Annotated in this window: 23 protein-coding genes and 1 tRNA gene; 12 read left to right on the forward strand and 12 right to left on the reverse strand. The window is 72.3% G+C overall.

Going from position 1 to position 23,646, the window contains the following annotated elements:
* Positions 1-29 precede the first annotated feature (29 nt).
* Together AB0H83_RS11695 and AB0H83_RS11700 are read left to right on the forward strand one after the other, a co-directional pair.
* Positions 30-551 carry a tRNA adenosine deaminase-associated protein gene (locus AB0H83_RS11695; RefSeq protein WP_360090832.1) on the forward strand — a complete coding sequence of 174 codons (522 nt, stop codon included), beginning with the start codon at positions 30-32 and terminating at the stop codon, positions 549-551.
* A gap of 29 nt (positions 552-580) precedes the next feature.
* Positions 581-1,006: a nucleoside deaminase gene (locus tag AB0H83_RS11700; RefSeq protein WP_360090836.1), complete on the forward strand. Its 426-nt coding sequence runs from the start codon at positions 581-583 to the stop codon at positions 1,004-1,006.
* Positions 1,007-1,120: 114 nt separating this feature from the next.
* Here AB0H83_RS11700 and AB0H83_RS11705 read toward each other — a convergent pair whose 3' ends face one another.
* The 4 genes from AB0H83_RS11705 to AB0H83_RS11720 are packed head-to-tail and all read right to left on the reverse strand — an operon-like array spanning position 1,121 to position 4,057.
* On the reverse strand, positions 1,121-1,561 hold the full coding sequence (locus tag AB0H83_RS11705) for a thioesterase family protein (protein WP_360090839.1): 441 nt from the start codon (positions 1,559-1,561) through the stop codon (positions 1,121-1,123).
* A gap of 1 nt (position 1,562) precedes the next feature.
* Positions 1,563-2,252 carry a TetR/AcrR family transcriptional regulator gene (locus AB0H83_RS11710; protein ID WP_360090842.1) on the reverse strand — a complete coding sequence of 230 codons (690 nt, stop codon included), beginning with the start codon at positions 2,250-2,252 and terminating at the stop codon, positions 1,563-1,565.
* A 36-nt stretch (positions 2,253-2,288) separates the two neighbouring features.
* A complete protein-coding gene (locus AB0H83_RS11715) occupies positions 2,289-3,404 on the reverse strand; it encodes an ATP-binding protein (protein ID WP_360090844.1) in 1,116 nt (371 codons plus the stop codon).
* Positions 3,401-4,057: a response regulator transcription factor gene (locus AB0H83_RS11720; protein ID WP_360090847.1), complete on the reverse strand. Its 657-nt coding sequence runs from the start codon at positions 4,055-4,057 to the stop codon at positions 3,401-3,403. The genes AB0H83_RS11715 and AB0H83_RS11720 overlap by 4 nt, the downstream gene beginning before the upstream one ends.
* Positions 4,058-4,145: 88 nt before the next feature.
* Between AB0H83_RS11720 and AB0H83_RS11725 the strand changes: the two genes are divergently transcribed.
* From AB0H83_RS11725 to AB0H83_RS11740, 4 genes are read left to right on the forward strand one after another with little or no spacing between them, the layout of a single operon-like run.
* Positions 4,146-4,628 carry a hypothetical protein gene (locus AB0H83_RS11725; RefSeq protein WP_360090850.1) on the forward strand — a complete coding sequence of 161 codons (483 nt, stop codon included), beginning with the start codon at positions 4,146-4,148 and terminating at the stop codon, positions 4,626-4,628.
* Complete coding sequence (locus AB0H83_RS11730) at positions 4,625-5,668, forward strand: peptidoglycan-binding domain-containing protein (protein ID WP_360090853.1); 1,044 nt, start codon at positions 4,625-4,627, stop codon at positions 5,666-5,668. The genes AB0H83_RS11725 and AB0H83_RS11730 overlap by 4 nt, the downstream gene beginning before the upstream one ends.
* Positions 5,665-6,315: an ABC transporter ATP-binding protein gene (locus AB0H83_RS11735; RefSeq protein WP_360090856.1), complete on the forward strand. Its 651-nt coding sequence runs from the start codon at positions 5,665-5,667 to the stop codon at positions 6,313-6,315. Before AB0H83_RS11730 ends, AB0H83_RS11735 begins: the two co-directional genes overlap by 4 nt.
* Complete coding sequence (locus AB0H83_RS11740; protein ID WP_360090859.1) at positions 6,312-7,478, forward strand: ABC transporter permease; 1,167 nt, start codon at positions 6,312-6,314, stop codon at positions 7,476-7,478. The genes AB0H83_RS11735 and AB0H83_RS11740 overlap by 4 nt, the downstream gene beginning before the upstream one ends.
* A 9-nt stretch (positions 7,479-7,487) precedes the next feature.
* Here AB0H83_RS11740 and deoD read toward each other — a convergent pair whose 3' ends face one another.
* Complete coding sequence (deoD, locus tag AB0H83_RS11745) at positions 7,488-8,195, reverse strand: purine-nucleoside phosphorylase (protein WP_360090862.1); 708 nt, start codon at positions 8,193-8,195, stop codon at positions 7,488-7,490.
* A gap of 67 nt (positions 8,196-8,262) precedes the next feature.
* Here deoD and AB0H83_RS11750 point away from each other — a divergent pair.
* Positions 8,263-8,349: transfer RNA gene (locus AB0H83_RS11750), tRNA-Ser, on the forward strand.
* A 436-nt stretch (positions 8,350-8,785) separates the two neighbouring features.
* On the opposite strand, the gene mtnA is transcribed toward AB0H83_RS11750, so the two are convergent.
* A complete protein-coding gene (mtnA, locus tag AB0H83_RS11755) occupies positions 8,786-9,739 on the reverse strand; it encodes an S-methyl-5-thioribose-1-phosphate isomerase (RefSeq protein ID WP_360090865.1) in 954 nt (317 codons plus the stop codon).
* 70 nt (positions 9,740-9,809) lie between these two features.
* Between mtnA and AB0H83_RS11760 the strand changes: the two genes are divergently transcribed.
* Together AB0H83_RS11760 and AB0H83_RS11765 are read left to right on the forward strand one after the other, a co-directional pair.
* Positions 9,810-10,268 (forward strand): hypothetical protein, encoded by a 459-nt coding sequence (locus AB0H83_RS11760; RefSeq protein ID WP_360090868.1) that lies wholly within the window; start codon positions 9,810-9,812, stop codon positions 10,266-10,268.
* Between the two features lie 3 nt (positions 10,269-10,271).
* A complete protein-coding gene (locus AB0H83_RS11765; RefSeq protein WP_360090871.1) occupies positions 10,272-11,306 on the forward strand; it encodes a PHP domain-containing protein in 1,035 nt (344 codons plus the stop codon).
* Here the strand turns inward: AB0H83_RS11765 and AB0H83_RS11770 are convergent.
* The gene (locus AB0H83_RS11770; RefSeq protein ID WP_360090874.1) at positions 11,202-12,194 is read right to left on the reverse strand and encodes a DMT family transporter; all 993 of its coding nucleotides are present in this window, start codon (positions 12,192-12,194) and stop codon (positions 11,202-11,204) included. The genes AB0H83_RS11765 and AB0H83_RS11770 overlap by 105 nt on opposite strands.
* A 133-nt stretch (positions 12,195-12,327) precedes the next feature.
* Here AB0H83_RS11770 and AB0H83_RS11775 point away from each other — a divergent pair, with 133 nt between their 5' ends.
* Together AB0H83_RS11775 and AB0H83_RS11780 are read left to right on the forward strand one after the other, a co-directional pair.
* On the forward strand, positions 12,328-14,001 hold the full coding sequence (locus tag AB0H83_RS11775) for a DUF885 domain-containing protein (protein ID WP_360090877.1): 1,674 nt from the start codon (positions 12,328-12,330) through the stop codon (positions 13,999-14,001).
* 5 nt (positions 14,002-14,006) lie between these two features.
* Positions 14,007-15,077 (forward strand): CoA transferase, encoded by a 1,071-nt coding sequence (locus AB0H83_RS11780; protein ID WP_360090880.1) that lies wholly within the window; start codon positions 14,007-14,009, stop codon positions 15,075-15,077.
* Here AB0H83_RS11780 and AB0H83_RS11785 read toward each other — a convergent pair.
* Both AB0H83_RS11785 and AB0H83_RS11790 read right to left on the reverse strand, forming a co-directional pair.
* Positions 15,065-16,600 carry a DUF6114 domain-containing protein gene (locus AB0H83_RS11785; RefSeq protein WP_360090883.1) on the reverse strand — a complete coding sequence of 512 codons (1,536 nt, stop codon included), beginning with the start codon at positions 16,598-16,600 and terminating at the stop codon, positions 15,065-15,067. The genes AB0H83_RS11780 and AB0H83_RS11785 overlap by 13 nt on opposite strands.
* A 76-nt stretch (positions 16,601-16,676) precedes the next feature.
* A complete protein-coding gene (locus AB0H83_RS11790) occupies positions 16,677-17,324 on the reverse strand; it encodes a DUF6230 family protein (RefSeq protein ID WP_360090886.1) in 648 nt (215 codons plus the stop codon).
* 916 nt (positions 17,325-18,240) lie between these two features.
* On the opposite strand from AB0H83_RS11790, the gene AB0H83_RS11795 reads away from it, so the two are divergent.
* Positions 18,241-20,556: an AbfB domain-containing protein gene (locus tag AB0H83_RS11795; protein WP_360090889.1), complete on the forward strand. Its 2,316-nt coding sequence runs from the start codon at positions 18,241-18,243 to the stop codon at positions 20,554-20,556.
* A gap of 42 nt (positions 20,557-20,598) precedes the next feature.
* Here the strand turns inward: AB0H83_RS11795 and AB0H83_RS11800 are convergent, their stop codons facing one another.
* The 3 genes from AB0H83_RS11800 to AB0H83_RS11810 form a co-directional block, all read right to left on the reverse strand.
* Positions 20,599-21,936, reverse strand: coding sequence for an ABC transporter permease (locus AB0H83_RS11800; RefSeq protein WP_360090892.1), 1,338 nt, complete (start codon positions 21,934-21,936; stop codon positions 20,599-20,601).
* A gap of 85 nt (positions 21,937-22,021) precedes the next feature.
* A complete protein-coding gene (locus tag AB0H83_RS11805; RefSeq protein ID WP_360090895.1) occupies positions 22,022-22,756 on the reverse strand; it encodes an ABC transporter ATP-binding protein in 735 nt (244 codons plus the stop codon).
* A complete protein-coding gene (locus tag AB0H83_RS11810) occupies positions 22,753-23,610 on the reverse strand; it encodes an efflux RND transporter periplasmic adaptor subunit (RefSeq protein WP_360091061.1) in 858 nt (285 codons plus the stop codon). The genes AB0H83_RS11805 and AB0H83_RS11810 overlap by 4 nt, the downstream gene beginning before the upstream one ends.
* Positions 23,611-23,646: the final 36 nt, after the last annotated feature.

A 23,646-nucleotide genomic window follows, 5' to 3' on the forward strand; every position in this document is an offset into this window, starting at 1 on the left:
GATAACGACGAACACCGACCGGGGGGACCGTGTCGCACTTCGCTGCCGCTGTCACACGCGGCACCAAGAGCTGGGCCGCGGCCGAGCTCGACCTCAGTGGCGTCGCCGACGTCGAGGAGATCACCGAACGCCTCCGTGACACCGATCCGGACGCGACGGTGTCACTGCTGTTCGTCGAGTCCGACGACGCGTACCTGGTGATCCTGCGCCTCGACGACGGCGAGGACCTGCGGATCTTCGGCTCCGACTCGATCTTCGCCGCGGAGTCCCGCCTCGGAGCCATCCTCCTCGGCGACATCGAGGAGCAGCTGCCGGAGATCGTGGACGAGGAGGTCGACGAGGAGGTCGACGACGATGACGAGGAGCGGCCGTCGGCCGAGCCCGACATCGAGCCGGTCGGCGATCCCGAGCTCCTGGCCGACCTGGGCCTGCCCGGCGGTCGCCTGCTGGAGCTGTGCGCCCAGGAGGGCATGCTGCCGGCCGACCTGACCGCGGAGATCTGCCAGGCGATCGGCGCCGGCGACGAGATCGAAGAGCTGCGCGAGGCCTGACGCCCGTGCTCCAGCGCTGGGAGCCGGCGATGCGGCGGGCCCTGCGGGTCGCCGCGTCCGCCGGCCCCGACGTGCCGATCGGGGCGGTCGTCCTCGGCCCCGACGGCACGGAGCTCGGCGCCGCCCACAACGAGCGGGAGGCCACCGGCGACCCGACCGCGCACGCGGAGATCCTGGCGCTGCGCCGGGCCGCGGCCCGCCTCGGCGCGTGGCGGCTGGAGGACTGCGCCCTGGTGGTCACCGTCGAGCCGTGCACCATGTGCGCCGGCGCGATCGTCCTCGGCCGCGTCGGCATCGTGGTCTTCGGCGCGTGGGAGCCGAAGACCGGCGCGGCCGGCTCGCTGTGGGACGTCCTGCGCGACCGCAGGCTCACCCATCGTCCTGAGGTGCTTGCCGGGGTACTGGCCGAGGAGTCCGCTGCCCTGCTGCGCGACTTCTTCGCCGGCCACCGCTGAACCGGCGCCAGCGAGCAGCGCACCCGCCCAAAGCACGCCGGCCGCAGCACGCCGGCCGCAGCACGCCAGCCAGAAGCACGCTTGGCCGCCGTACGCCGGCCAAGAGCGTGCCGGCTACAGCGCCGGGGCGAGCAGGGTGCCGGCGTGCTTGCGCGCGTCCTCGCTCCACGGCGCCGGCCGCAGCGTGCGCGGGTCGAGCTTCACGTTGACCCGGCGGCCCTCCGCGTGCACGGTCGAGCCGTCCGCGGACAGGATGCGGAAGCGGTACACCGCGCTCGTCTCGCCCAGGGTCTCGATCCAGAAGTGGACGCCGATCTCGCCGGTGCCGCGGACCGGGGTCCGGTACGAGATCGAGTACTCCACGACCGCGTTCATCACGTCGGGCGTGGTCGGCCGGCCGCCGGCGTAGGAGTGCCCGCGCTCGCTCCACCACTGGGACATGGCACGTTCCAGGAACACCGCATAGCGGGCGTTGTGCACGATGCCCATCGCGTCGAGGTCGTCGAAGTGCACGACGAACGGGGACACGTGGCCGGGCAGGACGGCGGTGGTCATCTCAAGCCTCCGGGAGCAGATCGGGCGCCGGGAAATGATCGAGCGTCGGGAGCAGGTCCGGCGTCGGGAGCAGGTCGGGCGCCGGGGTCAGGCCGCGGAGCCGCTGCAGGGCGGCCAGCCGGGCGTGCCGGTAGATGGTCTCCGCGTCGAACAGGCGCGACTCGTACACCGCGGCGGTGCCGAACGCGTTGAGCTCGAACGCGAGCTGCCCGACCGGCACGTCGTCGCGCAGCTCGCCCAGCTCGACCGCCTCGGCGATCAGCCGCTCCAGCAGCGCGTGCCAGTCGGCGAGGACGGCGCCGAGCGCGTCACGGACGCTGCCGGGGCGCGCGGCGAACTCGAACTGCGCGTTGGAGAAGAAGCAGCCGCCGGGCAGCGCGCCGCCGGCCAGGTCCGCCAGGCGGCTCTCGTGCAGCGCCCACAGCCGCCGGATGCCGCGGGGCGCCCGAAGCGCCGGCCGCACGACCACCTCGGCGAAGCGCTGCTCGGCGTACGCGATCGCGGCCAGCTGCAGCTCCTCCTTGGTGGACCAGTGCGCGAACAGGCCCGACTTGCTGACCCCGGCCCGCTCCGCGAGCTGGCTGAACGACAGCCCGTCCAGGCCCGACTCCGTCGCCAGGGCCACCGCCGCGTGCAGGGTCGCGGCGCGGGCGCGTTCGCCGCGCAGGAGGCGGCCGTCGACGGTCGGCATGGCTTGACGGTACCAACAAAAAAACCGATCGGTCGGTTAGTTTTCTGTGGGGAGGGTCACCGTCACGATCAGCCCGCCGCCGTCGCGGGGGCGGGCGTCGGCGCGGCCGCCGTGCGCGACCGCGACCGACCGCACGATGGACAGCCCCAGCCCGGTGCCCTGCCCCGAGCCGGTCCGCGACCGCAGCCGGCGGAACGGTTCGAACAGGCGGGGCACCTCGTACGCCGGGATCGCCGGACCGGTGTTCTCCACGACGAGCTCGGCCCGCGCCCCGGTCGTGCGGGTCCGCACCCACACGTCGCCGCCGGGCACGTTGTACGCGAGGGCGTTGTCGACGAGGTTCTGCACCACCCGCTCCAGCAGGACCGGGTCGCCGGTGGTGAACGCGGGCTCCAGCGACACCTCACCCCTGCCGACCTTGCCGGCGGTGACGTGCCGGGCGATCTCCGCGACGTCGACCTTCTCGTGCACGGTCAGCGCCTGCTCGGAGGCGACCAGCGTCAGCAGGCCGTCGATCAGCCGCTCGTGCCGCGCGTTGACGGCGAGCAGCGTCTCGCCGAGGTGCACCAGCTCCGGCGGCGGCTCCGGGCGGCCCAGCGCCACCTCGATCAGCGTCCGGTTGATCGTCAGCGGGGTGCGCAGCTCGTGCGACGCGTTCGCCACGAACCGGCGCTGCCCGTCGAACGCGGTGTCCAGCCGCTCCAGCATCGAGTCGAACGTGTCCGCCAGCTCCTTGATCTCGTCGGCCGGGCCCTGGAGGGCGATCCGCTCGTGCAGGCTGCCGCCGGCGACCCGGCGCGCCGTCTCCGTGATCCGGCCGACCGGGCGCAGCGCCCGCTCCGCCATCAGCCAGCCGAACCCGACGCCGATCACCGTCACGACGCCGAGCGCGATCGCGCCCTGGGTGAGCAGCGCGTTCAGGGTGTTGCGCTCGATCTGCTCCTGGCGCGCCTGCAGCTGCTCGACGAGCGCGTTGACCTCCACGTTGCCGATCTTGATATCGGCCGGCAGGTCCGTGACCGTGGCCGTGCCCCGCTGATGGATGTTCTGCTTGACCAGGAAGTACGTGACGCCGAGCAGGATCGTGCCGCCCAGCAGGAACAGCACCCCGTACAGCACGGTCAACCGCGTCCGAATACCCAACTTGCTCATGGGATCTGGTACCCCACGCCGGCCACCGTCTCGATGACCGGCGGGTCGCCGAGCTTGCGGCGCAGCGTCATCACCGTCACCCGCAGCACGTTGGTGAACGGGTCGATGTGTTCGTCCCAGGCCCGTTCCAGCAGCTGCTCGGCGCTGACCACCGCGCCGCCGGCCCGCAGCAGCTCCTCGAGCACCGCGAACTCCTTTCGGGTCAGCGCCACGTAGTGCCCGGCCCGGAACACCTCCCGGCGGTTCGGGTCCAGGCGCAGGTCGCCGCGTTCCAGCACCGGCGGGGTCGCCGGCCTGGCCCGCCGGCCCAGCGCACGGACCCGCGCGACCAGCTCCGCGAACGCGAACGGCTTGCCGAGGTAGTCGTCGGCGCCGAGCGACAGCCCGTCGACCCGGTCGAGGACCGCCGAGGCGGCCGTCAGCATCAGGATCCGGGTCTCGGGCAGCTCGGCGCTCACCCACCGGCAGACGTCGTCGCCGCCGACCGACGGCAGGTCCCGGTCCAGGACCAGCACGTCGTACTCGTTGACCCCGAGCCGCTGCAGCGCGCCGTCGCCGTCGTAGGCCACGTCGACCGCGAACGACTCCCGCCGCAGCCCTTCGGCGACCGCGTCGGCCAGCAGCTGCTCGTCCTCCACCACCAGTACCCGCACAGGGTCCATGGTGCCGGTACGCGGTGTAAGCGCGGGATAAGCCGTCGCGCTGACGGCCCTCTTATCGCCGGTTTCGTCTCCTGCCGGTATGAGACACCTCCTGTTGACGGCGGCGGCGGTCCTGCTGCTGGCCGCCTGCTCCTCCACCACCGGCCCCTCGGTCGCCACGGCCGGCGGCGGCACCGCCACGGCGTCCCCATCACAAGTGGACAAAGCCGAGGCCAACCGGCGCTTCGCCAAGTGCATGCGCGAGCACGGCGTCGAGGTCCCCGACCCGGGTCCGGACGGCAACCTGCAGATGAGCGGCGACATCGACCGCGGCAAGGCGGCCGCCGCCATGTCGGCCTGCCAGCAGCTGCTGCCCAACGGCGGCACGCTGAGCAACCTGTCGCCCGAGCAGCTCGACCAGGCCCGCGCGTTCGCGAAGTGCATGCGCGAGCACGGCATCGACATGCCGGACCCCGACCCGGCCAGCGGCATCGCGGACCTGCTCGGCAACGGCGCGATCGACGTGAACAGCCCGGCGTTCCGGGACGCGGCCGACGCCTGCAAGAGCGTGGTGGGCCGGTGAGGCGGTGGCTGACCGTGGCCCTGCCGGCCGTGGTGCTGGCGGGCGCGGGCGGCTGGCTGCTGCTGGACCGCGACACGGCCCCCGCCGCCGAGCGGACCCCGCCGGCGTCCACGACGATCACCCGCGGGACGCTCACCCAGACCGAGGACGTCGACGGCACCCTCGACTTCGGCCCCGCCACGACCGTCACCGGCCGGTTGCCCGGCATGATCACCGGCCTGCCCGCCGAGGGCGGCACCGTCCAGCGGGGCCAGCCGCTGTATCACGTCGACGGTTCGCCGGTGCTGCTCATGTACGCCACCGCGCCGCTGTACCGGGCACTGCGCGCCGGCGACAAGGGTGCCGACGTCGCCGCGTTCGAGAGCAACCTCGCGGCACTGGGGTACCGCGGCTTCACGGTCGACGACGCGTACACGGCCGCGACGGCCTCGGCGGTGCGGGACTGGCAGGAGCGGCTCGGCCTGCCCGAGACCGGTGTGGTCGAGCTGGGCCGGGTCGTGACGGCACCGGCCGCGGTCCGCGTCGGCGCGCTCAAGGCCCACCCCGGCGACAACGCCACCGGCCCGGTCCTGGAGTGGACCGGCCAGACCCGGCAGGTCACCGTGAAGCTCGACGTCACCCGCCAGGCCCTCGCCGCGGTCGGCGACCAGGCCACGGTACGGCTGCCCGACGGCGCCACGGTGCCCGGCACCATCACCGCGATCGGCGCCGTCGCCACCGCCCAGCCGGCACCGCAGGGCCAGGCGCCGGTCGTCACCGTCGACGTGACCGTGTCCCTGCCGCCGGACGCGCAGCCGAGGCTCGGCGCGTACTCCTCCGCGCCCGTCGACGTCACCCTCGTCGCCGAACGCCGCGACGGCGTGCTCATCGTGCCGGTGCCAGCGCTCGTGGCCCTCGCCGAGGGCGGGTACGGGCTGCAGGTGCTCGACGGGGGCACCACGCGCACCGTCGCCGTCACGACCGGCCTCTTCGCCGACGGCCGGGTCGAGGTCTCCGGTGCCGGCATCCGTGAGGGGCTCACCGTGGGGACGGCCGCATGATCGAGCTGAAGGACGTGCGCAAGTCGTACACCGGCGGCATCACGGCACTCGACGGGGTGTCGCTGTCGGTCGCGGCCGGCGAGATGCTGGCGATCGTCGGCCCTTCCGGCTCCGGCAAGTCGACCATGCTCAACCTCATCGGCACGCTTGACCGCGCCACCAGCGGTACCGTCGAGATCGCCGGCCTGGACGTCGGCGCGCTCGACGACGACCGGCTCTCCCGGCTGCGGGCGCGCACGATCGGGTTCGTGTTCCAGCAGTTCCACCTCGCGGCCGGGGTCAGCGCGCTGGACAACGTCGCCGACGGGCTGCTCTACGCCGGGGTGCCGGCGGCCGAGCGGCGGCGGCGGGCGCGGCTCGCGCTGGAGCGGGTCGGCCTCGCCCATCGGGTCACGCACCGGCCCCACCAGCTGTCCGGCGGCGAACGGCAGCGCGTCGCGGTCGCCCGCGCGATCGTCGGCGCACCGTCGCTGCTGCTCGCCGACGAGCCCACCGGCAACCTCGACACCGCCGCCGGCGCGGCCGTGCTGTCCCTGCTGCGGGACCTGCATGCGGACGGGACCACTGTGGTGGTCATCACACACGACCGGGACATCGCGGCGGCCCTGCCCCGCCGCGTCCAGATGCGCGACGGGAGGATCCGGTGAGGCTGTCCTTCCTCGACGTCGTGCGGGTCGGCGGCGCCGGCCTGCGGGCGCGGCCGCTGCGGGTCGTGCTGTCCGCCCTCGGCATCGCGATCGGCATCGCCGCCATGGTCGCCGTCGTGGGCATCTCCACGTCCAGCCGGGCGCAGGTCGACCGGCAGCTCGACGCCCTCGGCACCAACCTGCTGTCGGTCGGCCCGGGCACGTCGTTCTTCGGCGAAGCGGCGCGCCTGCCCACCTCCGCGCCGGAGATGGTCGCCAGGATCGGCCCGGTGACCTCGGTGTCCTCGACCGGGCGGGTGGCGACTGCCCGGGTGTACCGCACCGACCGCATCCCCACCACGGAGACCGGCGGGATCGCGGTGCTCGCCGCCGCATCCGCGCTACTGCCCACCGTGGGCGGCGCGGTGGCGACCGGCTCGTGGCTCGGCACCGGGTCCGTCCCGGCCGTCGTGCTCGGCTCGCGCGCCGCCACGCTGCTCGGCGTCGGCCCCGGCCTGCTGGTGTGGCTCGGCGGGCACTGGTTCACCGTCGTGGGGGTGTTGTCGCCGGTACCGCTCGCGCCCGAGCTCGATTCCGCGGCCCTCGTCGGCTGGACGGCCGCCACGTCGGCGCTCGGCTTCGACGGCCACCCCACCACCGTCTACGCGCGCACCCGTCCCGACGCGGTGACCGCAGTCGCCGGCGTACTGGCCGCCACCGCCAACCCCGAGGCCCCCAACGAGGTGCGGGTGTCCCGGCCCTCCGACGCCCTCGCCGCCCGGGCGGCCCTGGACGAGGCGTTCACCGGCCTGCTGCTCGGCCTCGGCGCGGTGGCGCTGCTGGTCGGCGGGGTCGGCGTCGCCAACACCATGGTCATCTCGGTGCTGGAACGCCGCGCCGAGATCGGGCTGCGCCGGGCCCTGGGTGCCCGCCGGGCGCAGGTCCGGCTGCAGTTCCTGACCGAGTCGCTGCTGCTGTCCCTGGCCGGCGGGCTGGCCGGGGTGCTGCTGGGCGCCGCGGTAACGTCGGTCTACGCGGCGGCCCGGTCGTGGCCCTTCGTCGTGCCCTGGTGGATCCTCGGGTGCGGGCTGCTGGCGACGCTGGCCATCGGCGGGCTGGCCGGGCTGTACCCAGCGATGCGGGCCGCCCGGCTCTCACCGACGGTGGCGCTGGCCGCTGCTTAGCTCTCGCGCTCAGCTGGTGATCGTCTTCAGCGCGATCTCCACCATCTGGCTGAACGTCTGCTCCCGCTCCTGCGCCGTGGTCCGCTCGCCGGTCTTGATGTGGTCGCTGACCGTCAGCAGCGTGAGCGCCCGGGCCTGGAACCGCGCGGCGATCGTGTACAGCGCCGCCGACTCCATCTCCACGGCCAGCACGCCGTAGTCGGCGAGCCGGTCGTACAGGTCGGGCCGATCCGTGTAGAACGCGTCAGCGGCCAGGATCGGCCCGACCCGCATGCTGATGCCCCGCGCCTCGGCCACGTCGACCGCCGTGCGCAGCAGCCCGAAGTCCGCCACCGGCGCGTAGTCGATCAGCCCGTCGAACCTGGCCCGGTTCATGTTCGAGTCGGTGCTCGACCCGATCGCCGCCACCACGTCCCGCAGTTTCAGCGACTCCACCAGCGCCCCGCAGCTGCCCACCCGGATGAGCGACTTCACCCCGTAGTCGTTGATCAGCTCGTGCGCGTAGATGCTGGCCGAGGGCATGCCCATCCCCGACCCCTGGACGCTGACCCGCGTCCCCTCGAACGTCCCCGTGAACCCGAACATGTTGCGCACCGTCGAGTAGCAGCGGGCATCGTCGAGGAACGTCTCCGCGATCCACTTGGCCCGCAGCGGGTCTCCCGGCATGAGGACAAGTTCCGCGATGTCGCCCGGCTCGGCGCCGATGTGCGTGCTCATGCCCTTGATCCTGCCAAACGGCGATCCCCCGCGCGGACGCGGATAGGCATCCGGTAGCCTTCTCGGCGGTGGCGTGTCCGAGTGGCCTAAGGAGCACGCCTCGAAAGCGTGTGAAGGTGCAAGCCTTCCCGGGGTTCGAATCCCCGCGCCACCGCAGTCAGGCCAGGTCAGACGCCCGGCGGTCCCACAGACCGACCGGGCGTTCGCCGTTTCGAGATCGCTGGTCCCAGTTGCCGACTCAGTTGCGCTTCCGGGAGCCGCAGCCACGCTCCCACAGTGGGGCGGGGTACGACCGAAGACCCGGCCAAGGTCACCGGCCACAGCACCAGCTTCGGCGCGGCTGGCGCCGCGGGCCGGCCGGTTCCCACCCGGAGCCCTCCATGCTCGCTACCGCTCGCACTGCCTCCGCCGGCGTGCGGCAGCCTCACGCGTGCGGCATCTGGTGGTCGCCGTCGCGCCGGCTGGACCGCCGTGGTGATCCAAGTCGTGTCCCGGTCGTCTGGACGACCACGGCACGACTTCGATCAAGCGAGCAAGATCAACCAGGGCGCGATCACCAGTGAGCCGATCGGTCGCGCTGGCGGCTCGCGTCAGGGGTGCCAGACGCGGGTGTCGGTGACGATGGCGGTGACCAGGGAGGCCGGGGTGACGTCGAAGGCCGGGTTCACCGCCGCCGTGCCCGGCGGGGCCGACGCGCCGGCGACCTCGGCGGCGCCGCGGTCCTCGATCTCGACCTCGGCGCCGGAGGGGGTGGACAGGTCGACGGTGGACTCGGGGGCGACGCAGATGAAGGGGATGCCTGCTGCGCGGGCGCCCAGGGCGTGCGCGTAGCTGCCGACCTTGTTGACCACGTCGCCGTTGGCGCAGATGCGGTCGGCGCCGAGGATGACGGCGTCGACCTCGCCGCGGGCCATGAGGAAGGGGCCGGCCGAGTCGACGGCCAGGCGGTGCGGGATGCCGGCGCGGGCCAGCTCCCAGGTGGTGAGGCGGGCGCCCTGCAGCAGGGGGCGGGTCTCGCTGGCGATGACGCTGCCGAGGGCGCCGCGGTGGTGCAGCTCGAAGGCGACGGCGAGCGCGGTGCCGCCCACCACGGTGGCCAGGGCGCCGGTGTTGCAGTGGGTCAGCAGGCGGACGCCGGGGCCGCACAGGGACGTGACGAGGTCGGCGCCGAGGCGGGCCATCTCGCCGGAGGAATGGATCTCCTCGTCGCGGATCCGCAGCGCCTCGTCCAGCACCGCGGAGAAGGAGGGCAGGTGCGCGGCGGCGCGGCGGGCGCCGCGGGCGAGGTTGACCGCGGTCGGCCGGGCGGTCTCGACGCGGCGGGCCAGCTCGGCGACGACCGCGGGGTCCGAGGATGCGGCGGCGGCGAGCGCGACGCCCATGGCGCCGGCCACGCCCAGGGCCGGCGCGCCCCGGACGGCCAGCCGCTGGATGGCGTCCACCAGGGAATCCACAGTGGACAGCCGTAGCCAGACCGTCTCGCCGGGCAGGCGGGTCTGGTCGACGATGACGACGGCGCCGTCGACCCAGTCGATCGTTCGCATGTCAACTCCCAACGGTCATGATTTACGGAAAACGGCAACGGGTCACGTTGACGGGCGTACATTCGCGGTTATGAGCACCGGATTGGCGCTCGCGACGGTCCTGGGCCTCATCGTGGCCGGTCCGATCGCGTTGATGAGGGTCCCGACCCATCTGCAGCTCACGGTCACCGATACGGCCCTGGTCATCGAGCCGCAGGGACTGGACCGCTGGTGGGCGGGGACGGGCAGGATCGAGGTGCCGCTCGCGGCGATCGCCTCGATCCGGATCGTGCCGCGGTCGGAGGCGCCGGCGGTGGCAGGCAGGCGCAGGCTGCGGCCGGGCGCGCTGCACGTCGACGGGGTGATCACCGCCGGCGTGCACGACGGGACGTTCTGGGACGTGCGTGACGGCGACCAGCTGCTGATGATCACCTGCCGGCCGGAGGCGCAGTTCAGGGCGCTGGTGCTGCAGTTCGCCAACCCGTTCGCGACGCTGACCCGCACGCGGACGGTGGTCGCGCACCGTGGCACGCGGAGCACTACCTTCTAGGGCATGAGGGATCCGCTCGCCGATCTGCGACGCATCGCCTTCCTGCTGGAGCGGGCCCGTGAGAAGACCTACCGGGTGCGTGCGTTCCGCGGGGCGGCGGCCGCCCTGGACAAGCTGCCCGAGGGTGAGCTGGCCGTGAGGGCCGCGGCCGGCACGCTGACGGAGCTGCCGGGCGTCGGCGAGGTGACCGCGCGGTGCGTGACCGAGTCGCTCGCCGGCGAGGAGCCAGTCTACCTGCGCCGCCTGGAGGCGACCGCCGGGCAGGACCTCGACGAGGCGACCGCCGCGATGCTGGCGGCGCTGCGCGGCGACTGCCACTCCCACTCGGACTGGTCCGACGGCGGGTCGCCGATCGAGGAGATGGCGCTCGCGGCCGCCGGGCTGGGCCACGAGTACCTGGTGCTGACCGACCACTCGCCGCGGCTGACGGTGGCCAGAGGGCTGTCCGCGGAGCGGCTCACCGAGCAGCTCGACGTGGTCGCGGACCTCAACGCGGGCTTCGCCGGGCTGGGCATGCCGTTTCGCATCCTGACCGGCATCGAGGTGGACATCCTCGCCGACGGCTCGCTCGACCAGACCGACGAGCTGCTGGGGCGGCTCGACGTGGTGGTGGGCTCGGTGCACAGCAACCTGAAGGACGAGCCGGAGGTGATGACCCGGCGGATGGTCACCGCCCTGGCGAATCCCCATCTGGACATTCTCGGCCACTGCACGGGGCGCCTTATCACCGGCGGGCGTGGCACGCGGCCAGAAAGCCGGTTCGACGCGGCGCGGGTGTTCGCCGCGGCGGTCGAGCACGACAAGGCGATCGAGATCAACTCGCGGCCGGAGCGGCTCGACCCGCCGAAGCGGCTGCTGCGGGTGGCGCTGGAGGCGGGCTGCCGGTTCTCGATCGACACCGACGCGCACGCCCCCGGGCAGCTCGACTGGCTGTCAAACGGCTGCGCGCGCGCCGTCGCCTGCGGGGTCCCGCTCGACCGGATCGTCAACACGCTGCCGGCCGCCGAGCTGAAGGCGTGGGCCGAGTCGCACGAATAGCCCCTGGGAGATGCCGACGCCGCACAGCACGATGATGCCGCCGACGGGCTGGTTCCAGGTCAGGTGCTCGTGCAGCACGACGACCCCGGCGATGGCGCCGACGAAGGGCGGCAGGTAGGTCACCATCGAGCCGGTGGTGATGCCCGCGACGCGCACCACGTGGTTGTTCAGCGCGAACGCGATCCCGGTGCCGAAGACGCCGAGCGCGACGACGGCCAGGTAGACCCGCGGCGAGTGCGACAGCGGCGACGGCGGCGCGCCGGCGATCAGCGGCGCCGCGACCAGCAGCTGCAGCGTCGACATGGTCAGCTGGCCCACCGACAGCTGCAGCGGCGACAGCTCGAAGTGCTTCATCAGCCAGCGGGTGTAGTTGAAGGCGATGCCGTAGCAGGTGACCGCGCCGAGCAGCATGAGCTGGCCGGTCAGGGAGCTGCCGCCGACGCCGTTCCAGACGCCGAGGACGACCAGCACCCCCACGAACCCGGCGAGCAGACCGGCGATCTGCCGGCGGGACGGGCGCTCGGAGCGCATCGCGACCAGGGTCACCACGAGCGTGGTGAGCGGCGCGGTGCCGTTCCAGATGCCGGCGAGGACCGAGGGGACCCGCTGCTCGGCGTAGCCGAACAGGGCGAAGGGCACCGTGGTGGCGAAGATCGCGTAGACGAACAGGTGCACCCACAGCCGCGCCCCGCGCGGCAGCCGCAGCCGCCGGGCGAAGAGGAAGACCAGCAGGGTGAGCGCGCCGAGCACGATCCGGTAGCCAGCCACGTAGACCGGTGCCAGCTCGACCAACGCGTCCTTGATGAACATGAAGCTGGTACCCCAGATGAACGCCACGGCCAGGAACGCCGGCAGCCACCGGGACGCGTCAGGAGCGGGAGAGATCATGGGCCTTACTCTGCGCCCGCGCACCGGCCCTCGTCGCGCGGATTTCAGACCTGTGAACGCAGGTCAGGCCACTGGTTGCGAATTGGCCTGAACACGGGCGACAACGCGGAACGCGGTCGCGTAGGGTCGGCCCGTGGGATCTATCGATGACATCGCAGACCGCTATGTCGAGCAGTGGGCGCCCCTCGACCCGATCGGGGCGACCTTCGTCGGAGTGGCCGGTCATGACAACAGGTTGACCGACCTCTCGCCCGACGGATTCGCCGCCCTCGCTGACCTCGACCGGCGCACGCTCGCCGCGCTCGCCGCCGAGACACCCGCCGACGAGACCGAGCGGGTGGCCAAGGAGGCCATGCAGGAGCGGCTCGGGCTGGCCCTGGAGCGGTTCGAGGCCGGTGACATGACCAGCGACGTCAACGTGATCTCCAGCCCGCTGCACGGGGTCCGCAGCTCGTTCGACCTCATGGCGACCGAGGGCGAGGAGGCCGCGGCCAACGTCAGGGACCGCCTCGGCGCGGTGCCGGTCGCGCTGGAGCAGTGGCAGCGTTCGCTGCTGCACGCCGCGCGGCAGGGGCACGTGGCGCCGGCCCGGCAGATCCTCGAGGTGGCCAAGCAGTGCGAGGTCTGGGCCGACCCCGGCGGTGACAACTTCTACCCGGACCTCGCCGCCAAGGTGAGCAGCGGGCTCGGCGGCACCCTCGCCGCGGAGCTGGCCCGCAACGCCGAGGCGGCCCGCGCCGCGACGATCGCGCACGGGGAGTTCCTGCGCCGCGAGCTGGCGCCGCTGGGCCGGGAGAAGGAGGCCGCCGGCCGCGAGCGCTACCAGCTCGCCTCCCGCTACTTCCTCGGCGCCACCGTCGACCTCGACGAGGCCTACGCGTGGGGCTTCGAGGAGCTCGCCCGCCTCGAGAGCGAGATGCGCGCGGTCGCCGACAAGATCGTGCCCGGTGGCACCGTCGACGACGCGGTCGCCGCGCTCGACGCCGACCCGGCCCGCACGATCCGCGGCAAGGAGGCGTTCCGCGACTGGATGCAGTCCCTCGCCGACGCGACGGTGCGCGAGCTGCACGGGCAGCACTTCGACATCCCGGCCCAGGTGCAGCAGATCGAGTGCATGCTGGCGCCGACGTCCGACGGCGGCATCTACTACACCGGGCCGAGCGAGGACTTCTCCCGCCCGGGCCGGATGTGGTGGGCGGTGCCGCAGGGCGTGGAGGAGTTCTCCACCTGGCGCGAGGTCACCACGGTCTACCACGAGGGTGTCCCCGGCCATCACCTGCAGATCGGCCAGACCTACGTGCGGGCCGAGCTGCTCAACCGGTGGCGCCGGATCCTGGCCTGGTCGTCGGGGCACGGCGAGGGCTGGGCGCTCTACGCGGAGCGGCTCATGGACGAGCTGGGCTACCTCGCCGACCCGGGCGACCGGCTCGGCATGCTCGACGGGCAGGCGTTCCGCGCCGTGCGCGTCATCATCGACATCGGTATGCACCTGGAGCTGGAGATCCCCCGGGACAACCCGTTCGGCTTCGCCCCCGGCGAGCGGTGGACGCCCGAGCTGGGCTGGGAGTTCCTGCGCGCGCACTGCCGGGTCGAGGAGAAGAGCCTGCGCTTCGAGCTCAACCGCTACCTGGGCTGGCCCGGCCAGGCCCCGGCCTACAAGCTCGGCGAGCGCGCCTGGCTGGCCGCCCGCGACGACGCCCGGGCCCGCAAGGGCGCGGACTTCGACCTGAAGGCGTTCCACCGCGACGCGCTCAACCTCGGCTCGCTGGGCCTCGACCCGCTGCGGGCCGCACTGGCGCGCATCTGACGACCGTGGGCGCGCTCGACGGCATCCTCGTCGCGGACTTCTCCAGGGTCCTCGCCGGGCCGATCGCCACGATGACGCTCGGCGACCTGGGCGCCGACGTCGTCAAGGTGGAGCGGCCCGGCGCGGGCGACGACACCCGCGCGTGGGGTCCGCCGTTCGCGGCCGACGGCCGGTCGACCTACTTCCTGTCGGTCAACCGCAACAAGCGCGGGCTGGCGCTGGACCTGGGCACCGACGACGGCCGGCGGCAGGCCCTCGAGCTGGCCGCGGCGGCGGACGTGCTGGTGGAGAACTTCGCCCCGGGCACCATGGAGCGCTTCGGCCTGGGCTACGAGCAGATCGGCAACCCGCGGCTGGTGTACGCGAGCGTCACCGGCTTCGGGCGCCACCAGCCCGCCCCGGGCTACGACTTCCTGGTGCAGGCGGTCGGCGGCCTGATGTCGATCACCGGCGACCCCGGCGGCACGCCGACGAAGGTCGGGGTCGCGCTGGTGGACGTGCTGGCCGGCCAGCAGCTCACGGCCGGGATCCTGGCCGCCCTGTACGCCCGGGAGCGCACCGGCCGGGGCCAGCGGGTCGAGGTGGACCTGCTCAGCAGCCTCCTGGCGGGGCTGGTCAACCAGGCCTCGGGGTACCTGAACGCCGGCGTGGTCCCGGGGCGGATGGGCAACCGGCACCCGAGCATCGCGCCGTACGAGACGCTGCGGGCCGCCGACGGGGAGTTCGCGGTCGCCGTGGGCAACGACCGGCAGTTCGAGCGGCTGGCGTCGGCCCTCGGGCTGCCGCAGGACGGGCGCTTCGCCACGAACTCGGGGCGAGTCGCGCACCGCGCGGCGCTGACGGCGGCGATCGAGGCGGTGACGGTACACCGGGAGAAAACCCACTGGATCGAAGTGCTGACGGCGGCGGGCGTGCCCTGCGGGCCGGTCAACACGGTCGCGGAGGGGATCGCCCTGGCCGAGCGGCTCGGGCTGGCGCCGGTGGTGGAAGTCGATGGTGCCAGGTCGGTGGCGTCACCGATCAGGTTGTCGGAGACGCCGATGACCTATCGACTTCCACCCCCTCAGGACGCGTAGGCGATGCTCAGGCCGGGCGCCCGCAGCACGTTGGACTGCACGTACACCAGCTCGATGTTGCAGTTGGTGTAGTACCCCGGCAGCGGGATCGGCGGCGGCGGGAACGACGGGGTGAAGGTCAGCGGCAGGATGCCCAGCACGTTGGCCGAGAACTTCGACGTGTAGAACTTCACGTTGCCCTCGACGGTCAGCGAGGTGCTCTTCGTCAGCAGCAGCTTCGGCGCTCCGGGGGTCCGCAGCTCGAACGGCTTGGACACCGAGTTCTTCATGCTGAACGCCAGCACCTTGACCTTGCTGCCGTCCTTCCTCGTCAGCTCCGCCACCCCGTCGTAGACGAGGCTGTCCATCGTCATCTGGTCCGCGATGAGGATTGACGGCGCCGACGCCACGAACGGCTGGCCGGCGGCGACCTGGGCCTTCTTGTCGTTCGGCGTGGCCGAGGCGCTCGGGCACGCCGACTTCGACGGGGTCTTCACGGCGCTCGGCACCGCGGCGGAGGTGGGCGCCGAGGGTGCCGTGGTGGGTGACACCGAAGGCACCGGGTCGGCCTTCTTGCCGCCGAAGAGGTCATCGAGCCAGTCGAACAGGCCCGGCTTCTTCTCCTCGGTCTTCGTCGGCGAGGGGCTGGGGCTCGGCGCCGCCGAGGCCGCCCCGCCGCTGGCCGCCGGCCGGGCGCCGGTGCTGCCCGTCACGGAAGGGCTGGCGCAGGTGGTCGGCGCCGCGAAGGCCGGCGTGGCGCCGTGGGTGGCGCCGACCAGCGAGGCGCCCGCGACGGTACCGGTGAGCAGCAGCGCGAACAGCGGGACACCGAGGCCGCGGCGCCGGGGCAGGCCGTCGTGGCCGGCCGGCGGGCGCTCGTCGTCGGCGCTGCCCGCCCCGCCGCGCGACGGTGCCTGGTAGTCGTCGTGCAGCGGGCTGCGCTGCGCGCTCGGCAGCGAGTCGGTCAGCACCCCGGAGGTGTGCCGGCCGGCCGGCTCGTCGAACGCCGGCTGCTCCCGGGTCGGCTCGTCGTAGGCGGCCGGGTCGGTCGCCTTGCTCAGCGACGGCCGCTCGGACGCGGTGCGCTCCGGCTCCTCGTCGAGCAGGTCGTTGAGCGGTGCCCGCTCGTACGCCGGCTCGCCGTCCTGCGCCTCGGTGCCGTCCGCGGCCGCGCCGGCCCCCGGCGACCAGGCGGCGGCCAGGCCACCGCCCACGACGCCGAGCACCATGCCGAGGAAGAAGCCACCGAGGTTGAGCCCGATGATCGAGTACAGCGCGGTGAGCGTGCCCAGGATGCCGTAGAACAGCCGCTGGCCGGGGGACAGCCAGGTGAGTACGCCGCAGAGGACGAGCATCGCCGGGATCACGTAGGACAGGAACCCGGTCGGTCCGAAGTGGACCTCCAGGGCGAGTTGCAGGTTTGCGCTGAGGAACAGTTCGAGCCCGGACAGGAGCAGGAACAGGCCACCCCAGAACGGCCGCTGTGCGCGCCACCCACCGAAGGTCGCACGGCGCTTGACGTGCGAGGGGTGAGGAGTGGTCACGGGGTCCTCCAGCTGGAAGTACTGACAGCAAACACCTGGGCCCGCGGATGTGACGCCGCGGGCCCAGGCCGTGGAACTAGAAGCACTCGAAGGGGGTGCCACCGGTGGAGAGGCTGAGGTCCAGCCCGGTCAGCTTGAACGTGCCGGCGGTGGTCGACCAGGCAACCTGCTTGAGGTTGGTGATGACCACGCTGTCCGCCTGCTGGGCGAAGCTGCCCTGCTGCAGGCTCTTGGCGTTGGGGCCACCCTTGGTCAGGTCGGACGCGTCGATGCCGATCTGGATGTTCTGGAACGTGGCGTCACCCTTGAGCGACGTCAGGTCGATCAGCAGGTCGGTCGCCTCGGCGGGGGCACCCGCGGCCTGGCCGGCGTGGATCACCATGCTGACGGGCAGCCCGGGGACCTTGACCGACTGGCACAGGTTGTAGAGCTTCGCGGACTTGATGCCGGAGACCGCGACGAAGTGGTTCTTCGGGTCGGCCGGGTTGGCGGGGTTGCCGCCCTTCTCCGTGGCGACGCCGCCGTACTGGACGAAGCCGGTGCCCTCGAGCTTGTCGGCGGAGACCTTGAACTGCTGGCCGGAGACGCTGAACGACGCGGCGATCGCGCCGGTGGCCTGGCCGAAGACGATGGCGCCGGCGATGAAGGTGGCGGGCACGACGACGGTTGCGAAACGCTTCCATCGCGTACGGCCCTTCACCGCGCTGCCCTGAGCTACGGACACGTGAAGCTCCTCTTGGGTCGCGGGGGTCGCGGACGGTGCGGCGGCTCCCTGTCACTTGCGGGCGCTCGCACCGGCCTTGGTGTCTCGACGCCCTGGCCGGCCCTGCGCGGCAGGGGGTGGAACCGGGGTGGGGCGTGCGGACGATGTTGCCGCCTCCCCCGGGTGCGGACAAGGCCCGTAGTTACTGACCGGTAACCGCTCAGGTCCGGAAATCCCACGCTGCGTAATCGGTTACCGGGGTGTTTCCGGGCGATGACCGGCCTTCAAAAACCATAAAGCCGGACAAACAAAACATGTGACGGTTACCACAGGTGAGCGATTTTGCGAGATATCACGGTTCTATAACGAAAACCTCTGAGGTTCTCAATATGCGCATCGACTGCCATCAGTTTTCCGTAGAACGGTCGAAATGCCGCATCTCGAAAAACTCGGCATTGCCGTGCGGCGCCGTCGATGGTTAGTTAACCCCGATAACGAACACGGTGGCCGCCATCCACCGCGACAGTTGTCCCCCCGCCCGCGCGCGACAGGTCGGCGCCTTGCCGCGAGCGGGTCTCAGGAAGCGCGATCGGCGCGCGTCTTGCCTGGCTGGAACCCCCATCAGCCCAGGAAGGACACCCCGCGATGGCACCATCCCCGCGCCGCTGGCGAAGGCTGCTCACCGCAGCCGTCGTCGCCGCCGGCAGCTCCGTCGCGGCCAACCGGCCCGCGGCGGGCTCGTGGGAGGCGTTCGGCGCATGACCGTGTTCAAAAATGTTCGATCCAACGCCGCAGGGGTGCGGGACATTGATGAGTGACTCTTGACACTCTTCGTTGGATTGTGAGTGTATGTGTTGGTCCGTGGGGACGTCCGTCGTTCCCACGGACCAGCCTCGGCCGCCACCGGGGCTGACGCATACCTCGAGGAGCCCCTCTTATGAAGCTCTCAAGATGGTTCGCCCTGGCACTGGCACCGTTGCTGGCCGCCGCGGGCACCGTGATCGCCACGTCGACGCCCGCGAGCGCCTGGACCCCCAAGACGCCACCGATGACCACCCCGTGGACCAACTCGGTGCCCACCACCAACCCGCTGCCGGAGTACCCCCGCCCGCAGCTGACCCGCACCGACTGGCTCAACCTCAACGGCATCTGGGACTTCGCGGTCACCGGTAGCGGCCAGACCACCCCGCCGGCGACGTTCGGCGAGCAGATCCGCGTGCCGTACCCCGTCGAGTCGGCCCTGTCGGGCATCCAGCGCAAGGTCACCGAGAACGACCGGCTCTGGTACCGCCGCACCTTCACCGTCCCGTCGGGCTGGGCGGGCCGCCGCGTCCAGCTCAACTTCGGCGCCGTGGACTGGCAGAGCACGGTCTGGGTGAACGGCACCCAGGCCGGCGCCGTCCACAGTGGAGGCTTCGACGCCTTCACCTACGACATCACCCCGCTGCTCAACGGCGGCACCAACACCATTGTCGTCGGCGTCTACGACCCCACGGACGCCGGCACCCAGGCGGTCGGCAAGCAGCGCCGCAACGACGTGCTGCCGCACGCGGGCGGCGGCATCTTCTACACCGGCGCCTCCGGCATCTGGCAGACGGTCTGGCTGGAGCCGACCCCGGCGGCCCGGGTCACCCGGGTCGACCTGGTGCCGAACCTGGCCAACAACACGCTGTCGGTCACCGTGCACGGCGCCGGGCTGTCCGGGCACACCGTGACCGCGACCGTGCTCGACGGCGCCACCCAGGTCGGCACGGCCAACGGCGGCACCGGCACCGCGTTCAGCGTCCCGGTGCCCAACGCGCACCGCTGGTCGCCCAGCGACCCGTTCCTGTACACCGTCCGGATCGACCTCAAGAGCGGCTCGACGGTCGTGGACTCCGTCGGCAGCTACGCCGGCATGCGCTCGATCTCCGTCGGCACCGTCAACGGCAAGCTGCGCATCCTGCTCAACGGCCAGTTCGTCTTCCAGTCCGGCACCCTGGACCAGGGCTACTGGCCCGACGGCATCTACACCGCGCCGACCGACGCCGCCCTGCGCTTCGACCTGCAGGCGCACAAGGACCTCGGCTTCAACATGGTCCGCAAGCACATCAAGGTGGAGCCGCAGCGCTGGTTCTACCACGCCGACCAGCTCGGCCTGCTGGTGTGGCAGGACATGCCGGCCATGCCGACCGGCAAGAACCCGACCACCGCCGCGCGCACCCAGTGGGAGGCGGAGTACGACCGCATCATCGACCAGCACCGCAGCTCGCCGTCGCTGGTCATGTGGGTCAACCAGAACGAGGGCTGGGGGCAGTACGACCAGGCCCGCATCGCCAACGAGGTCAAGGCCTACGACCCGTCGCGCCTGGTGAACAACATGAGCGGGGTCAACTGCTGCGGCTCCGTCGACGGCGGCAACGGCGACGTGATCGACAACCACATCTACGTCGGTCCCGGCTCCACCCTGCCGACCGCGACCCGGGCCGCGGTCCTGGGCGAGTTCGGCGGCCTCGGCCTGCGCGTGGCGGGCCACGAATGGTCGCCGGGCAACGGCTTCAGCTACGAGGACCAGGCCAACGCCGCGGCACTCAACAACCGCCTCGTCGGCCTGTACGACCAGATCCGCACCGGCGGCATGCCGGCCGGGCTGTCCGCGTCGGTCTACACCGAGATCACCGACGTGGAGAACGAGAGCAACGGCTTCCTCACCTACGACCGGCAGGTGGTGAAGGTCGACACGGCCCGCATCCGGGCCGCGAACCAGGCGCTGATCAACGCCTCCACCAACCCGCCGCCGCCGGCCACGCTGCCCACCAACGTGTACCGGTCGTTCCGGGTCGTCACGCCGTGCTGCACCACCCGGTACATCCGGCACCAGAACAGCCTCGGCTACACCGAGGTCGTCGACGCGAACAGCAGCACGCTGCTCAAGCAGGACGCGACCTGGCGGATCGTGCCCGGCCTGGCCGACGCGTCGTGCTACTCCTTCGAGTCGCGCAACTTCCCCGGCCACTACCTGCGGCACCAGTCGTACCGGGTCCGCAAGGATCCCAACGACAACTCGGCACTGTTCAAGGCCGACGCCACCTGGTGCGCCCAGCAGGGCACCGGCGGCGTGCGGCTGACCGCCTGGAACTTCCCCGGCCAGTACCTGCGGCACCGCAACGCGGAGCTGTGGCTGGCCACCCCGGGCGGCCCGAACGCGTGGGACGCGCCCGGGTCGTTCACCGAGGACACCACGTGGTCCGTGGAGAACCCCTGGGCCCCGTAGCCCTGGCACGGCGAGGGGGTGCTCCGGTGAGCACCCCCTCGCTCAGGCCCGCATGACGGTGGCGATCGGGATCCGGGCGGCCCGGATGGCCGGGATGAGTCCGCCGAGCAGGCCCGCCACCAGGCCCGCGATGACCCCGGCGACGCCCGCCTGCCAAGGGAACGTCGTCTCCTGCAGCTGCGGTACCCGCGAGCCGAGCAGGCCGGCGCCGACGTCGAGCGCGACCACCGCCAGCCCGATCGCGGCGGCCGCGGTGAGCAGCCCGGTCAGCAGCGTCTCGGCCAGGACGATCCCGGCCAGCAGCGAGCGGGGCGTGCCGACCGCGCGCCGCAGCGCGAACTCCTCGACCCGCTCGCCGACGGTGGCCAGGCCGACGTTGAGGATGCCGGCCACGCCGATGAGCAGGACCAGGGCGGCCATGCCGAGGAAGATCCAGCGGATGATCGCCAGCTCGCCCGCGATGTCCTTGCGGGCGTTGATGGTCTCCACGCGCAGCATGTCGCCGGGCAACCCGAGCGCGGTGAGCTTGCGGATCACCAGCGCCTCGGTCTCCCCGGCGGACGGCGCGAACAAGAGCTGCAGGCCGGGGCCGTACATCTGGTTCGCCGTGGTCTTCGGCATCCAGTTGCGCATCTCGTCGACCCGGACGTACGCGGTCGGCTGGGAGTTGCCGTCGTCGACGACCCCGATGATGCGGGGCGTCGGGTTGGCGGTGGCGCCCTCGACGCGCATCTCGGCGGGGATCCGGTAGCGGCTGAAGCCCTTCGCCGCCTCCTTGTTGAGCACCAGCCGCGGCGAGTAGGACGGCTCGCCGCCGAAGTCGAGCCAGGCGCCGGAGACCGGGCGGAACGGGCGGAACTGCCGCACGTCGCCGGTGAGGCCCTGCAGAACCAGCTCGATCGCCTGGCCCTTCGGCTGGGTCATCGCCTCGCTCTGCACCGGGCGGCAGCCGCCGGTCACCGGGTCGCAGTACATCTCCATGGACGGGCCGTAGTAGCCGCCGTCGTTGTTGTCGAACGGCGCCGCGCCCTGGTTGATCGGCAGGACGTTCGGCTCGCCGATGATCGCCTGGTACTGCATCATGCCGACCGCGCCGGGCTTGCCGGCGACGCTGGTGAGGGCGGCGTCCATCGCGTCGGCGGTCGGCGGCACGTACATCTGGCGGGTGCCGTCCTTGCCGACGTGCAGCTCCAGGTCGGCGAGGCGCAGCGTCTTGGCGGTCTCGGCGCCGGCCTGCACGGTGACGACCGCCAGGACGCCGAGGAACAGGCTGATCATCGACAGGAACGTGCGCAGCTTGCGGGAGCGGATGCCCTGCCCGCCGATGATGAGCGCCGACCGCAGCCGGCCGGAGAGCCGAAGCGCGCGCGGAACGGTCATGACGTCACCTCCGCTGCGCTCCGGCGCCGCCCTGACCGTCGAACTGCGCTTATGATGCCCGGCTCCTCGCTCCGCTGCGGGCCGGTCATGCCGGCACCCCGTCGCTCAGTACCCCGTCGTGCAGGACCCCGTCGTGCAGGACCCCGTCGTGCAGGACCCCGTCGCGCAGGGACAGCACGCGCTGCATCTTGGCGGCGTGGGCCTGGTCGTGCGTGACGAGGATCAGGCCGCAGCCGCGGTCGGTGGCGGCGCGCATCACCTCGATGACGAGGTTGCCGGTCTCGGTGTCCAGCGCGCCGGTGGGCTCGTCGGCGAGCAGCAGGCTCGGGCTGCGTACCAGGGCCCTGGCGACCGCGACCCGCTGCTGCTCGCCGCCGGACAGCTTCGCGGGTCGGTGCTTGGCCAGGTGCGCGATGCCGACCTGGTCGAGGGCGTCCAGCACGCGGGCCCGGCGGTGCCGGCGCGGCAGCCAGCCCTGCCCGTTGACCAGGGCCATCGCCACGTTCTGCGCGGCGGTGAGGTGCTTGAGCAGGAAGAAGCGCTGGAAGACGAAGCCGAACTCGGCGCTGCGCAGGGCGGCGGCCTTGCGTTCGGGGATGCGGGCCAGGTCGCGGCCGCCCATCAGGTACTGCCCCTGGTCGGGCCGGTCGAACAGCCCGATGAGGCTCAGCAGGGTGCTCTTGCCGGAGCCGGACCGGCCGAGGATCGCCACGCTCTCGCCGCGCCCGACGGTGAGGTCGACGCCGTCGAGGATCACCCGGGGCTCCTGCTGCCCCTTGAGGGTCTTGGTGATGCCCCGCATCTCGATGAGCGGGGTCACTTGGTGAACCCCGGCACCGGCTCGTTGTTCTTGGCGGCGGGCAGGTTGGGTCCGGGGACCGCGATGGTCTCGTCGCCGGTGAGGCCACTCTTGATCTCGATGACCTTGCCGTCGCTGAGGCCGAGCGTGACCTCGCGGGTCTCCCGCGTCTGGTCGGCCTTGACGACGTCGACCTTGCCGTGCCCCTGCGAGCCGGCGACCGCCTCGACCGGCAGCACGAGAGCGCCGGCGACCCGGGCGGTGATCACCTCGACGGTCGCGGCGGCGCCGTTGATCGCCTTGACGTCGGCCGGCGGGACGCACACCAGCCGCATGCCGGTCGGCTCCGACGGCTGCTGCTGCTGGCCGACGATCCTCGGCGGCGGCGCGGCCGAGGCCGACGGGTTGGGCTGCGGCGTCACCGGCTCGGGGATCGCGCCGGCCGGCAGGGCGGCCAGCGTGCCGAGCACGGTGCACGGGAACGGCCCGGGGCCGCTCTTGATCTGCGCCTGCACCGACTCGAGCTGGTCCGAGATCTGGTACGCCTGGGAACCGTCGATGTCCGCGACGACGCCGTACCCGGACTGCTTGGCCGACACGACCGGCATGCCGGCGGTCACCTTGGACCGGTCGTCGACGAGCCGGCCGCTGAAGACGGCGCCGGCCGGCACCTCGATCGGCGTGGCCTTGCCGCCGGCCCAGACGTTGGCGACCTTGGTCGGCTTGGTCGGTGTGCTCGTGGGGGCCTTCACGTCGAGATAGCGGATCTCGCCGTCGACCGGGGCGACCAGGCCGAAGGTCGGGCCGAGCTGGACCTTGCCGCTGAGGCTGACCTTGTTGGTCAGGTCCTGACGGGTGGGCTTCACCGTGGTCATCGTGACGCCCCGGTCCGCGAGGTTGGGCGTGCCCAC

Origin of the sequence: Dactylosporangium sp. NPDC050688 (genome assembly GCF_040654515.1) — a bacterium.
GTDB lineage: Bacteria > Actinomycetota > Actinomycetes > Mycobacteriales > Micromonosporaceae > Dactylosporangium.